This window comes from Kribbella antiqua (assembly GCF_004345665.1).
GTDB classification, from domain to species: Bacteria; Actinomycetota; Actinomycetes; order Propionibacteriales; family Kribbellaceae; genus Kribbella; species Kribbella antiqua.
Genome location: NZ_SLWR01000006.1, coordinates 353,022 through 365,885, shown reverse-complemented (window position 1 = coordinate 365,885; position 12,864 = coordinate 353,022). Strand labels below are relative to the sequence as shown.

Below are 12,864 nucleotides of genomic sequence, written 5' to 3'. Positions count from 1 at the left end.
GGTATGACGACACAGACTGCGGTCACCCTCACCGGTGTGACCAAGAAGTACGGGGCGGTGCAGGCGGTCGCCGGGGTGGATCTGACCATCCGGGCCGGCGAGGTGGTGGCGTTGCTGGGGCCGAACGGCGCCGGGAAGTCCACCACGATCGAGATGCTGCTCGGGCTGGTCCGGCCGGACCAGGGCAGCGTCCAGGTGTACGGCGGGACACCAACAGACGCGATCGGAGCAGGTCAGGTCGGCGTGATGCTGCAGAGCGGCGGGATCATCGAGGACGCCAAGGTCGGCGAACTGATCAACCTGGTCGCGGGGCTGCACAAGAACCCGATGCCGGTCGGCGAGGCGCTCGACCGGGCCGGGATCGCCGATCTGGCCGATCGGAAGATGAAGGGCCTGTCCGGCGGTCAGAAGCAGCGGGTGCGGTTCGCGATGGCGATCATCCCGCAGCCGGACCTGATCGTGCTGGACGAGCCGACCACCGGGATGGACGTCGAGTCCCGCCGCGACTTCTGGGCGTCGATGCACGCCGAGACCGCCCGCGGCCGGACCGTGCTGTTCGCCACCCACTACCTGGAAGAGGCCGATGCGTACGCCGATCGCGTCGTCCTCATGCGCCACGGGAAAGTAGTTGCCGACGGCACCGCCGCGCAGATCAAGGCGAGTGTGTCCGGCCGGCGGATCCGCGCGACCGTGCCCGGTGCCGACCTGGCCATGCTGGCGTCGCTGCCCGGCGTACGGAACGTGGAGACCCGTGGCGACGTGGTGCTGCTGCAGTGCGCGGACTCCGACGACACCCTGCGCTACCTGCTGACCAACACCAGCGCCCATGACATCGAAGTGACCTCAGCCGACCTCGAGGACGCCGTACTGGCGATCAGTGCAGAGCAGGAGAGCGCAGCATGAACCGCGACTATTTGATCTTTGACATCCGCCGCACCCTGCGGAACCGGCGGGTGCTGATCTTCTCGATGCTGATGCCGATCGTGCTGTTCCTCATCTTCGGGATCACACTGCCGAAGGACGCCAGCGAAGGCGGGATCTCCGCGATCGCCTACGTGATGGTGAGTATGGGGATGTTCGGGTCGATGTCCGCGGCGATGAGCAGCGGCGGCGTGATCGCGGCCGAACGCGACGGCGGCTGGAACCGCACCCTGCGGCTCACCCCGCTGAAGCCGCAGGCCTACGTGATCACCAAGGTGCTCCTCTCGCTGCTGCTGGCGATCCCGCCGCTGGTCGTGGTGTTCCTGGCCGGCCTGATCTTCGGCCACGTCCACCTGAGCGCCTCGCAGTGGATCACGGTCGCGCTGGTGTCCTGGCTGGGTGCGTTGCCGTTCGCGGCCATCGGCCTCGTCATCGGGTACGTCGCCAAGCCGGACAGCGTGCAGCCGATCACCGGACTGGCCACGATGCTGATCGCCGCCTTCGGTGGACTGTGGCTGCCGGTCAGCCAGATGCCGTCGCTGATGAAGCACATCGCCCAGCTGACCCCGGCGTACTGGACCGGTCAGACGTCCCGCAGTGCGCTCACCCAGAGTGGCCTGGACACCCACGCCCTGCTGGTCGTGCTGGGCTGGACCGTCGTCCTCGGAATGATCGGCCTGCGCCGGTTCCGCGCCGACACCGCCCGGGCCTGACGGGGCGGCCTCGAGCGGCCTTGAGCGCCCAAGGCTTACGGTGGCCATCATGAAGAGCAAGTCAGCCCTGCTGGACGGCCTCGCCGAGCGTAGCGACGACGCCGGACCGCGCCGGTGGGGCTGGCTTGCGGCTGGGGTCTGGCTGTTCTACCTGGCCCAGCCGTTCGAGCAGATCGTCAACCAGAGCCACGGCATCGCGCGGGTGGTCGGTCTGGCTGCACTGCTCCTCTTCGCTGCGAGCTACGTCGGCTTCTTCGGCTGGGTCCGGCATGTCGGGCTCGGCTCCGGCGGGCTGGCATTGTGGCAGCGGCTGGCGTACCTGGGCGGCATGCTGGCCCTCGTTCTCGCGATGCTCCCGGCGGCGGGTCAACAGGCGCTCACCTGCCTGGTGTACATCTCGGCGACCGCCATGATGGCCCTCGACCTCCGCTTCGCCCTCGGGGTCGTCGCCGTACTGCTGGGCGGCGTCGAGTTGTCGATGCGGCTGGTTCCGGGGTGGTCCGACGACGGCAGCTACGGGTTCGCGATCTTCCTGGCCGCCTTGGCCGTGTTCGGTATGCGCCGGGCGATCCAGCGCACCACTGAGCTGGCAGCGACGCGCAAGGATATGGCGGAGCTCGCCGTACAGGAGGAGCGGAACCGGTTCGCTCGGGACCTGCATGACATCCTCGGTCACTCGCTGACCGTCATCACGGTCAAGGCTGAGCTGGCCGGCCGGCTGATCGCTGCCAACCCGGAGCGGGCCGCGGCCGAGGTCGCCGACGTGGAGGGCCTGGCGCGGGCGGCGCTGGCCGACGTACGCGCGGCTGTGGCGGGGTATCGGGAATTGAGCCTCGCCGGTGAACTGGTGTCGGCGCGGGCCGCGTTGAAGGCGGCGGAGATCAGGCCGGAGCTGCCGACGACGGTCGACGAGGTCCCGGAGGAGAACCGCGAGCTGTTCGCGTGGGTGGTCCGCGAGGGCGTGACGAACGTCGTACGGCACTCCGGCGCCAAGCGTTGCACCATCCGGCTGAGCGCCACGCAGATCGAAGTACTGGACGACGGAAAGGGCCCGACACCCGGGGGCGGCGCGTCGGGTCACGGGCTGATCGGACTGCGCGAGCGGGCCGACGAGGCCGGGGCGAGAGTGCAGGTCGGCAAGGCGCCTGGCGGCGGCTTCCGGCTGGCTGTCAAGGTTGGCTTGTGAGCATTCGACTGCTGATCGCCGATGACCAGGCGCTGGTCCGTGGGGCCCTGGCCGCGCTGCTGGACCTCGAACCCGACCTCGAGGTGGTGTCCGAGGTCGGCCGTGGTGACGAGGTCATCCCGGCGGCGCAGAAGTCGAAACCTGACGTCGCGTTGCTGGACGTGGAGATGCCTGGGCTGGACGGTATCGAGGCCGCCGCTGCGCTGCGATCCGCCGTACCGGGCGTGCGGGTGCTGATGGTGACCACCTTCGGCCGGCCCGGGTACCTGCGGCGCGCGATGGAGGCCGGTGCGGCCGGCTTCGTTGTGAAGGACACGCCGGCGGCGCAATTGGCAGACGCCGTACGACGGGTGCACCAAGGCCTGCGGGTGGTCGACCCGAGCCTGGCCGCGGAGACCCTGGTAGCCGGGACCAGTCCGCTCACTGCCCGCGAGTCCGACGTACTGCGATCGGCCCGTCACGGCGGCACCGTCGCCGACATCGCCAAGGAGCTCCACCTCTCCGAAGGCACCGTCCGCAACCACCTCTCCGCCGCCATCGGCAAGACCGGCGCCCGAACCCGCGCCGAAGCCGCGCGCATCGCCCTGGACAACGGCTGGCTATAGGGCCGTAGGGTTGGGTACTGGGGAGGGGATGAACATGTCGATCGAACAGTTCAGCGTGCGGGGGCGGTTGGCGGACACCGGGGAGGGGATCACCGGTGACGAGCTGCAACTGGCGGCGCGGAATCACGGCATGCCGCTGGAGGGTTTGCGGTACGACGTAACGCCGCCGGGGCTCCACTACGTGCTGGTGCATTACGACATCCCGGCAACGAACGCGGCAGGCTGGGAGCTGGAAGTCGACGGATGCGTCGAGCAACCGTTGTCGCTCGGTCTGACCGAGCTGCGCGCGATGGCACGTCGTACCGTGCGTGTGACATTGGAGTGCGCAGGCAACGGCCGGGCGGCGCTGCAGCCGCGGCCGATCAGTCAGCCATGGTTGAACGAAGCCGTCGGTACGGCGGAATGGACCGGCGTGCTGCTGGCCGACGTACTGCGGCTGGCCGGGATCCGGGAAGACGCGGTCGACGTGGTGTTCACCGGCGCGGACCATGGCATCGAGCGTGGGGTGGAGCAGGACTACCAGCGCGGGTTGTCGGTGACGGAGGCGATCGATTCCGGCGCGCTGATCGCGTGGGAGATGAACGGGGCGCCGCTGCCGCCGCAGCACGGTTACCCGCTGCGGCTCGTCGTACCGGGGTGGTACGGGATGGCGAGTGTGAAGTGGTTGCGCTCGATCGAGCTGATCGACCGCGAGTTCACCGGGTACCAGAACGCGGTCGCCTACCGGATCCGTCAGGACGCGGACGACCCCGGCGAGGCGGTGACCCGGATCCAGCCGCGCGCGTTGCTCATCCCACCCGGTTTCCCTGACTTCATGAGCCGCCGCCGATTTGTTGCCGCTGGCACCGTTACGCTGCACGGCCGGGCTTGGTCCGGCTGGGCGCCGATCGAACGCGTCGAGCTCAGCGTCGACGCCGGCGTCACCTGGCACCCCGCCAAACTCGATGCCGCAGGCAACGACGAGCTCGCCTGGCGCGGCTTCACCTACGACTGGGACGCCACTGCGGGCGAGCACGTCCTCACCGTCCGCGCGTACGACGCCAGCGGCCGCGAACAACCCGTCGAAGCCCCCTGGAACCGCGGCGGCTTCGCCAACAACACCGCCCAGCGGATCACGGTTCTCGTCACCTGATCGGGCGTGTCGTTCGGCGAATCCGCCTCGTGACAGTTCCATCCTGGAGACGTACACGGTCTCACTCCAGGAGTGGTGCGGTGAACGAGCTGGGCATCGACATACATCTGCACGCAAGAGTCTTCCGTACGGCGGACGAGTGGTACGCCGACGTCGACGACGAACAGGACCCCCAGCCGGACGACCCGTTCTGGTGCGGCTCCTACACCTCCCAACGAGCCGCCATCGACGCCGCCTGCGAACGCATAGCCGCCCTGCACCTGGCCCACACCAAACGCCTCAGCGAACAGGCCTCCTGAGCATCACTCGGGCTCATTGGAAGTCGGCCCGCCGATGCGGTACGGCGTGGTGGTGCCTTCGTACATGAGGTGGGTCATGAGGCCTTCGGAGGCGTGGGGGAGGTTGTGGCAGTGGTCCATCCAGAGGCCGGGGTTGTCGGCGGCGAAGGCGATTTCGTAGGTTTCGTCGTTGCCTACTTCAAGGGTGTCGATCCACCAGGGGGAGCCTGTCGAGGCGACACCGTTGCGTGAGAGCACGACCGCGTGATGACCGTGCAGGTGCATGGGATGCGCCTGGCCGCTGGTGTTGCTGATGGTCATTCGGACAATGTCGCCCTCGGCAACCATGTACATCGGGACGTCGGGGAACTTGTGGCCGTTGATGGTCCACCACAACCCAGGTACGCCGTCGAGGAACCCGGGCCGCCGGCCAATCCGGTACTCGAATCGGCGGTCGGCCTTTGACGGGTCGAATCCCAACGCAGCCGGTGTGCCGTAGGACAGCAGATCGACGGTCTCAGACGGCAGCTCCGCGCGAGGCGGGTCAACAGGCCCGATCCCCAGCGACACGGCCGCGGAGCCCGCCACCAACCGCATCCCACCGGCAGGCACGACCGCCTCGAGATCCACCCGAGCCCCCGCCGCCAACGGAAATGCGGCCGTCACCGGCGTCGGTCCATGGAGATCCCGACCGTCGACGGCAACCACCTTGTACGGCGTACCGACGAGCCCGACCCGCAGGATCGCGTTGTCGGTGTTGATCACCCGCACGCGGGCCGTCGTACCGGCGGCCAGCTCCACCCGTTGGGTCCCCGTCCGCCCGTTGATCGTCCGCTTCCCGTCGTACGTGTGGATCGCGGCGACGACCTCACCAGGCTGCTCCCGGCCGATCACGATCGGGCCGAACAATCCGCCCTTGACCTCCGAGCTGGAGACCTGATGCGAGTGGTACCAGTATGTGCCCGCCTGCTCGGCCTTGAAGCGGTAGACATGCTTCCCACCCGGCCGTACGGCGTCCTGCGTCACGCCGGCGACACCGTCCTCGGCGTTCGGTACGTCGATCCCGTGCCAGTGCAGCGTGGCACCGTCCGGCACCGACTCGTTCACGAGCGTCACCTGGACGAGGTCGCCGACCTTCGCCCGGATCATCGGCCCAGGCGACGTACCGTTCAGCGTGAACCCGTCGACGGTCTCCCCGCTCGCCAGCTGGTACTTCCCTTTCCGCGCGACCAGCGTCACCGCGACATCCGGCGTACCCGTAGCCGGCCCGGTGAGATCCGCGACGCTCATCCTACCGCCGTGATGCTCGTGCCCCGACGACGCCGGCCCGCCGCCGTAGTCGGCGTACCCCATCTCGGCCGCGGAATACGACCCCGGGACCAGGCTGGTCGCCCAGAGGTACCCCAGCGGCGCAAGCACCGCCAGGGTCACCCCTAGAGCAATCAGCCGCCCGCGTCTCCGATCAGACATTGGCCTGCGCTGGTTTGGTGACCGCCCGGCCGGCGGCCGTACTCGCGACACCGGCGATCGCCAGGCCGTTGAGGCCGTGCAGGATTCCCAGCGCCGGGAGGCCGAACGCCGCCACCGCGAGGACGAACTGTACGGCGACCAGGCCGACGACGATGCCGGCCAGCATCCGGCCGCGCGGAACGTCGGTGAGGAACGAGACGATCAGCAGGATCAGCGCGAGCAGAGCGATCACCATACCGGCCATGCTGTGGTAGCTCTGCCCGAAGTTGCTGTAGTCCGCCCCGATCGTCGTACCGTCATCGGCGTCCTTCGCCACGGTGAACCCGGCGAGCGCGATCGACGCCACCTGCAGCGCGACGGCCACCGTGATCAGGATCGCGACGATGCGGTAGGCCGCCCTCATGCGCTCCGCTCCTGCCGCCGCTTGCGCACGATCAGCACGGCCGCCACGATCAGCAACAGGGGCAGCACCGGCGGATGCCCCGCACCCACCACACACGCGATCGACGCCAGTGCGCCGATCACCGCCGCCACAATCAGCACCGGAAACGGAACCCGCCCCAACGGCCCCCGTCGCGCCCAATCGGGCCGGCCCGGCCCGCCGGGTCCGGATGCGAAGGCCGCGTTCTGCGGTGCCGTCCATGGCGGCCGCTGCCAGCCCCAGCCTTCATTAGCCTGAACCTGCTGCGGACCTGGCAGGTCGGTGAAGAGCGCGGCCAGCTCGGCCTCGGTCTTCGCTTCCAGAGCCCGGCCGATCCGCTCGGTGTGCTCCTCCGCGGTGAGCCGGCCCGCTTCGAAATGCTCGCCCAGACGCTTGACCGCGTCCTCGCGTTCCTGGTCGCCGATGCGGATCGGTCCGCCCGGCCTCTCGTCGTTCATGATGCTCCTTGGTGCTCGAAGTTCTTCCGATCGCACCAAGGCTCTCTTTCAGACCACTGTCACCGCGTCGGCCCGGCGACGACACTTCACCTACCGCCGGAGGAGCACCCTGCGCCCATCGACGCAGTACGACGTACTCCCCCGGGCGTAGGCACCGTCGGGGGAAACCCCGGGCCTTGCGGCCCGGGGCCACCCTCAGTCGCTCGCGGACAGGATCTTGTTCACGTCGTTGTTCGCCTTGATCAGCGAACTCGGCTCGGCCTCGAACGACATCACCGCATCCATCGCCGGGGTCATCACCGCGGTCACGTCCGCCGCGTTCGGGTTGGCCGGGTACGGGAACACATCCCCCGCCTCCACCGGCTCGAGGAAGGGCGTGACGTCCCACCCGCTCTTCGCGAACGCCGCCTTCGCCGCCGGCATGCTCGCTGCCACCGCCGGGAACACGACTCCCGCCTTGGCGACGATGTCCTGCGCGGTCTGCGAGCCGAGGAACTTCACCCAGGCCCAGGACGCCTCGCGCCGGGTCGTCCCGGCCCAGATGGTGTCCGCGAGCCCGTTCATCATCGACATCCGCTTACCGATCGGCCCGATCGGCAGCCGGGCCAGCTTGGTCTTCACCTGCTTCAGCCCGGCGTACGTGCCGAGCATCCAGGAACCGTTCGGGGTCATCCCGTACTTCCCCGCACCGAAGGACGTGGTCACGTCGACCCCGGACTTCGCCTGCGCGTATGTCGGCATGTATCCCTTGGTGATGAGACTGCGCCACCACCCGATCGTTTCGGTGAACTTCGGGTCGCCGTAGAAGAACTTGGTCCCCCACGGTTCGCCTTCGGAGTACTTCCAGCCGTTGGTCGCGGCGTACCAGCTCCAGCTGGTCTGCCCGTCACCGCCGCCGGCATCGGCGTACCCGAGTCCGTAGACCTTCACGTTGTCCTTGTCGAACCCGGGCTGGTCGCCGCGCCGGCCCTTGGAGTCGACGGTCAGCCTTTGGACGATCTTCTCGAACGTGCCGCCGTCCTGCGGATTCCACGTCATCGAGTTGAGCTGCTCGGCGCTGATCCCGGCCGCATCGGTGAGCGCACTGTTGTAGAAGTAGACCTCGGTGTCCCAGTCCTTCGGCAGCCCGTACCGCTTGCCGTCGGCACCGATCCAGCGGTCGGCCAGGCCCTTCTGATAGATGCTCAGGTCAACGTTGTCCTTCGCAACGTAGTCGTCGATCGGCAGCACCAGTCCCTTGTCCGCGAACAGCGGGTACTTCGACGAGTGCCCGGTGAACACGTCCGGCGCGGTATCGGAGATGAACCCGGTGACGAGTTTGGACCAGTAGTCGTTCCACCCGTACTGCTCGATCTTCACGGAGTACTGCGGATTCTGCTCGTGGAACAGATTCGCGCACTCGGTGTACATCGGCAGCTGCGCGGAGTCCCACAGCCAGTAGATGACCTCGCCGTCGCCGCGGGAGGCGGCGCCGTTGTTGCACCCGGCCACAGTCGAGGCGGCCAGTCCGGCCAGGCCCGCCTTCAGCAATGAGCGTCTGGAAATTGTCATCGCAAGCCTCACTTGATCCCGGAGAAACCGATGGAGTTGGTGATCCGCTTGGCGAAGGCCAGGAACAGAATGATCATCGGCAGCGCCGCGACCAGCGTCCCGGCCATCAGCCCGGCCCAGTCCGGTCCGCCTTGCGGAGTCTGGGACCGGAACACGCCGAGGGCAACCGTCAGCACACGCACGTTCTCCTGCTGGCCGACCAGCAACGGCCACATGTAGTCGTTCCAGGAGTTGATGTAGGTCAGGATCCCGAGCGTGGCGATCGGCGCCGCGCTCATCGGGATGATCAGGCCGAAGAAGATCCTGCGATGCCCAGCTCCGTCGATCATCGCCGCCTCCTCCAGCTCCCGGCTGATGCCGAGGAAGAACTGGCGGAGGAAGAAGATCGCGAACGGCGTCATGAACGCGGTCGGCAGGATGATGCCGGCGAAGCTGTTCAGCAGCCCGAGGTTCTTGATCAGCACGAAGTTCGGCAGCAGGGTGAAAATCGGCGGCACCATCAGCGCGGACAGGAACAGCGCGAACACCTGGTCCCGGCCCCGCCAGCGCAGCCGGGCGAACGCGTACGCCGCCATCGCACTGAAGAACACCTGGCACACCGTGGTGACCGTTGCCACGATCAACGAGTTGCGCAGGTACAGCCAGAAGTCGACCGAGGCGCCGGATCCACCTTGCGCCTGGGCTTCCGCGACGGTCGACAGGCCGAGCACCCGCTTGAAGGCCCCTAGCGTGGTGTCCACCGGGAGCAACGAGCTCGGGTGCCCGGGAAGCTGGGTGTTGTCGGACAGCGCCGTACGCAACATCCAGTAGAACGGGAACAGCGTGACCAGCATCAGCACGATTAGGCTCGCCCAGGCGGCGATGCGGCCGACGTTCAGTGGCTTCCTCATGCCAGATCACTCTCCTTCGCCCGGAGCAGCCGTAGCTGCAGCAGCGAAACCAGCGCGAGGATGGCGAACAGCACCAGCGCCATCGCCGAGGCGTACCCGAAGTCGAACCGGGTGAACGCCCGTTCGTAGATGTAGTAGTAGATCACCCGGGACGCGTTGATCGGCCCGCCTTGAGTCGTCACCGCGACGGTGTCGAAGATCTGGAACGACCCGATCATGGTGACCACCAGGACCATCACCAGAACGGGCCGCAGCAGCGGCAGCGTGATCCGCCAGAACGTCTTCCACTCGGTCGACCCGTCCACCTCGGCGGCTTCGTACACGTACTTCGGAATGGTCTGCAGGCCGGCGAACACCAGCAGCGCGGTGTAACCCATGTGCCGCCAGACGTTGATCCCGGCAATGGTCGGGATGGCGTACGCCGACTCGCCGAAGAACGCGACGGGGTCGATCCCGACCCAGGTCAGGAACTGGTTCACGATGCCGACCTGGAAGTCGAGCATCCAGTACCAGACCAGTGCGACCACCACGTTCGCGACCAGGTACGGCAGCAGCACCACCGCGCGGACCGTGATCGACTGGGTCAGCCGGTACATCAGCATCGCGATGCCGACCGCGAGGACGGTCTGGACGCCGATGTTGATCACGACGTACTCGACGGTGACCACCAGCGCGTTCCAGAAGAAGCTGTCCTGCACCATCCGTTCGTAGTTGGCCAGACCGTTGAAATTCGGCGAGGCCAGCAGGCTGTACTCGGTGAAGCTCAGATACGCGCCACGCAGCGTCGGCCAGATGTAGAACACGACGAAGCCGAGGGTGGCCGGAGCCAGGAAGATCATCGCGACCTTCAAGTCCCCTCGGCTTCGCGCCTTGGGCGGTGCCTTCGGATCCCCGTGAGTTCGTCGCCGGTTGGGTGGTGCCTTGATAGTCGCGGTCACGGGGATCTCCTTCTCTGTCAAGGCGATCGAGCGGACTACTCGATCGCAGTCACTTCCAGCAAGATCGCGCTCTCGGGCCACTGGACCGGGATCTGGACCCCGACCGCGGCGAGAGCTGCGCCGTTCATCTCCACCTGTCCACCGTCGGTCCACCAGGCGATGCCTCGCGACTCCGGTCCGGGTGTCGGCGTCTTGCTCACCCGGTAGGTCCGGTTCGGGTCCAGCCCGGGCAGGCGGACCCGGCCGACGGCCGACGTGACCGACTGGGCGAGTTGTACGGCGGCGTACACGGCGGCCGAGCCGTCTTGCGCGACGACGCCGTGCAGGTGGAAGTCGTCCGTCCCGTGGTCGGAACGGACCACCCGTCCGGTGTGCAGCAGCGGCCGCAGCTTCTTGTGCAGCGCCACCCAGCCGGCCAACTCCTGACGCTCCTCGGCGCTCGCGGAAGCGATGTCCCACTCGATACCGAAGTGGCCGAACAGCGCGGTGATCGCACGGAACGACAGCGTCTGAGTACGTCCGGTGGTGTGCGCACGCGGCGGGCCGACGTGGCAGCCAATCAGCTCCGGCGGCAGCAGCAGCTGCGTGTACCGCTGGATCTTCTGCCGCTCCAGCGCGTCGTTGCTGTCGCTGCCCCACACGCGATCGGTCCGCTCGAGGATGCCGAGGTCGACCCGGGCGCCGCCGGACGAGCAGGACTCGATCTCCAGGCCCGGGTGCCGCCGCTTGAGCTCGTCGATCAGCCGGTACACGGCGAGCGTCTGCTCGTGGATGCCGGCCGTCCCGGTCACCTGGTTGCCACCGTCAACGAAGTCGCGGTTGTGGTCCCACTTCAGGTACGAGATGTCGTACTCGTTGAGCAGAGCATCGAGCCGCTCGAGGATGTAGTCGTACGCCGCCGGAACGCCGAGGTTGAGCCCTTGCTGATGTCGCGCGGTCGGCGGCATCCGGTTGCCAGCGGCAAGGATCCAGTCCGGGTGCTCACGCGCCAGGTCGGAGTCGGGGTTGACCATCTCCGGCTCCACCCAGAGCCCGAACTGCAGCCCGTGTGCTTTGACATGGTCGACCAGCGGGTGCAGCCCCTTCGGCCAGATCTCCTCGTCGACGTACCAGTCGCCGAGCCCGGCGCGATCGTCGCGCCGGCCGCGGAACCATCCGTCGTCGAGTACGAACCGCTCCGCACCGACCTCGGCAGCCGCATCCGCGAGCGCCTTCAGCTTGTCGAGATCCAGGTTGAAGTAGACGGCTTCCCACGTGTTCAGTACGACGGGACGCGCGGACTGCGGGTGGTTGGGCCGAGCCCTGAGGTAGCTGTGGAAGCGGGCCGACAGTTGGTCGAGGCCAACGCCGTACGAGCCGTAGATCCAGGGGGTGCTGTAGGTGCCTTGTTGCTCTAGGCGTCCTTCGCCGGGGAGGAGCAGTTCGCCGCCGCCGATGACGCCGTACCCGCTCATGCCGCGTTCGGCGTACGAACGGTGGTTGCCGCTCCAGGCGGTGTGCACGGACCAGATCTCGCCGGTGCCGAAGTCGAAGCCGGGGGTGCCGGCGAACAGCAGCAGAGTGGCGTCGGCGCCGGTGCGGCCGCGGCGGTTGTCGCGGATGTGCGCGCCCTGCGTGAACGCGTGCCGCTGCGGATGCCGCTCACCGATGTGCCGGCCGGTCATGTCGAGCAGCTCGGTCGCCTCGGTCGGCACCGGCAGCGCCAGCACCAGCCCATCCACGGTGTACGGCGTCTCGCCGGTGTTGGTGAGGTCCGCCTTGGCCCGGACGAGCCCGGAGTCGGTCAGCTCGATGGTGAGCTGGATGCTCAGCCCTGCGTCCTCGGCTGTGACCCGGACGGTGTTTCCGGTCTGCGCGACGCTCGTCAGCCGGAAGCTCGCGGAGAAGTCCTGGCCGTCGCGGTGACCGCTGAGGCCGGGCAGGCCGAACCAGCCGGACGAGTACTCCGGCACGATCGCCACCGGACGGTTGTCGTCAAGGCCGTTGCCGGCCTGTACGGCGCCGGCACCGCGCCTGAGTTCGAGCAGAGCTTGCCCGGTCAGATCGCCCAGGTCCGCGCCCCAGTGCAGGACGGACGGGAGGGCGGGACCCGAGCAGTCCAGCACCAGACTGACCCCGGCGGCCCGGAGCTGCAGCACCTCGATGTTCGACACTGTTGATTCACTCTGCTTTCTGATTGATTTCAGGACGGAACTATTTACCCCGTCAGGCCGGATGTCAATGCTTCACGTCGTTAAGTAAGTAGCCTAGTCCCCTTCCCACGAATGGGAAGCGTTATCCCAGGCTCAGTGCCGCCGCCTT

The 12,864-nt window shown here is 67.7% G+C and carries 13 protein-coding genes; 6 read left to right on the top strand and 7 right to left on the bottom strand.

The features are described 5' to 3' along the window. The first annotated feature begins 3 nt into the window (after positions 1–3). The 6 genes from EV646_RS19475 (at position 4) to EV646_RS19450 (ending at position 4,856) form a co-directional block, all read left to right on the top strand. The gene (locus EV646_RS19475) at positions 4–903 is read left to right on the top strand and encodes an ABC transporter ATP-binding protein (protein WP_132150482.1); all 900 of its coding nucleotides are present in this window, start codon (positions 4–6) and stop codon (positions 901–903) included. After that, on the top strand, positions 900–1,634 hold the full coding sequence (locus EV646_RS19470; RefSeq protein ID WP_132150480.1) for an ABC transporter permease: 735 nt from the start codon (positions 900–902) through the stop codon (positions 1,632–1,634). The genes EV646_RS19475 and EV646_RS19470 overlap by 4 nt, the downstream gene beginning before the upstream one ends. A gap of 49 nt (positions 1,635–1,683) precedes the next feature. Next, the gene (locus EV646_RS19465) at positions 1,684–2,820 is read left to right on the top strand and encodes a sensor histidine kinase (RefSeq protein WP_132150478.1); all 1,137 of its coding nucleotides are present in this window, start codon (positions 1,684–1,686) and stop codon (positions 2,818–2,820) included. Further along, positions 2,817–3,425: a response regulator transcription factor gene (locus EV646_RS19460; protein ID WP_132150476.1), complete on the top strand. Its 609-nt coding sequence runs from the start codon at positions 2,817–2,819 to the stop codon at positions 3,423–3,425. The genes EV646_RS19465 and EV646_RS19460 overlap by 4 nt, the downstream gene beginning before the upstream one ends. Before the next feature lie 34 nt (positions 3,426–3,459). Then, positions 3,460–4,557, top strand: coding sequence for a sulfite oxidase (locus tag EV646_RS19455; RefSeq protein ID WP_132150474.1), 1,098 nt, complete (start codon positions 3,460–3,462; stop codon positions 4,555–4,557). 80 nt (positions 4,558–4,637) lie between these two features. Then, entirely contained in the window at positions 4,638–4,856 is a 219-nt protein-coding gene (locus tag EV646_RS19450) for a hypothetical protein (RefSeq protein WP_241996175.1), read from the top strand. 3 nt (positions 4,857–4,859) lie between these two features. Here the strand turns inward: EV646_RS19450 and EV646_RS19445 are convergent, their stop codons facing one another. The 7 genes from EV646_RS19445 to EV646_RS19415 all read right to left on the bottom strand — a co-directional run bounded on the left by EV646_RS19445 (position 4,860) and on the right by EV646_RS19415 (position 12,716). Further along, entirely contained in the window at positions 4,860–6,305 is a 1,446-nt protein-coding gene (locus tag EV646_RS19445; protein ID WP_132150470.1) for a multicopper oxidase family protein, read from the bottom strand. Beyond that, positions 6,298–6,708, bottom strand: coding sequence for a hypothetical protein (locus tag EV646_RS19440; RefSeq protein ID WP_132150468.1), 411 nt, complete (start codon positions 6,706–6,708; stop codon positions 6,298–6,300). The genes EV646_RS19445 and EV646_RS19440 overlap by 8 nt, the downstream gene beginning before the upstream one ends. Further along, positions 6,705–7,184 carry a DUF1707 SHOCT-like domain-containing protein gene (locus tag EV646_RS19435; RefSeq protein ID WP_132150466.1) on the bottom strand — a complete coding sequence of 160 codons (480 nt, stop codon included), beginning with the start codon at positions 7,182–7,184 and terminating at the stop codon, positions 6,705–6,707. Before EV646_RS19435 ends, EV646_RS19440 begins: the two co-directional genes overlap by 4 nt. A 195-nt stretch (positions 7,185–7,379) precedes the next feature. After that, positions 7,380–8,735, bottom strand: a complete 1,356-nt coding sequence (locus EV646_RS19430) for an ABC transporter substrate-binding protein (RefSeq protein ID WP_132150464.1) — start codon at positions 8,733–8,735, stop codon at positions 7,380–7,382. Between the two features lie 8 nt (positions 8,736–8,743). Beyond that, entirely contained in the window at positions 8,744–9,625 is an 882-nt protein-coding gene (locus EV646_RS19425; RefSeq protein ID WP_132150462.1) for a carbohydrate ABC transporter permease, read from the bottom strand. Then, positions 9,622–10,563 carry a carbohydrate ABC transporter permease gene (locus EV646_RS19420; protein WP_241996174.1) on the bottom strand — a complete coding sequence of 314 codons (942 nt, stop codon included), beginning with the start codon at positions 10,561–10,563 and terminating at the stop codon, positions 9,622–9,624. The genes EV646_RS19425 and EV646_RS19420 overlap by 4 nt, the downstream gene beginning before the upstream one ends. A 35-nt stretch (positions 10,564–10,598) precedes the next feature. Beyond that, positions 10,599–12,716 (bottom strand): alpha-galactosidase, encoded by a 2,118-nt coding sequence (locus tag EV646_RS19415; protein WP_132150460.1) that lies wholly within the window; start codon positions 12,714–12,716, stop codon positions 10,599–10,601. Positions 12,717–12,864: the final 148 nt, after the last annotated feature.

Coding starts and splice junctions, on each gene's coding strand:
- EV646_RS19475 (WP_132150482.1), top strand. CDS start 4: ATGACGACACAGACTGCGGTCACCCTCACCGGTGTGACCAAGAAGTAC.
- EV646_RS19470 (WP_132150480.1), top strand. CDS start 900: ATGAACCGCGACTATTTGATCTTTGACATCCGCCGCACCCTGCGGAAC.
- EV646_RS19465 (WP_132150478.1), top strand. CDS start 1,684: ATGAAGAGCAAGTCAGCCCTGCTGGACGGCCTCGCCGAGCGTAGCGAC.
- EV646_RS19455 (WP_132150474.1), top strand. CDS start 3,460: ATGTCGATCGAACAGTTCAGCGTGCGGGGGCGGTTGGCGGACACCGGG.
- EV646_RS19445 (WP_132150470.1), bottom strand. CDS start 6,305: ATGTCTGATCGGAGACGCGGGCGGCTGATTGCTCTAGGGGTGACCCTG.
- EV646_RS19440 (WP_132150468.1), bottom strand. CDS start 6,708: ATGAGGGCGGCCTACCGCATCGTCGCGATCCTGATCACGGTGGCCGTC.
- EV646_RS19435 (WP_132150466.1), bottom strand. CDS start 7,184: ATGAACGACGAGAGGCCGGGCGGACCGATCCGCATCGGCGACCAGGAA.
- EV646_RS19430 (WP_132150464.1), bottom strand. CDS start 8,735: ATGACAATTTCCAGACGCTCATTGCTGAAGGCGGGCCTGGCCGGACTG.
- EV646_RS19425 (WP_132150462.1), bottom strand. CDS start 9,625: ATGAGGAAGCCACTGAACGTCGGCCGCATCGCCGCCTGGGCGAGCCTA.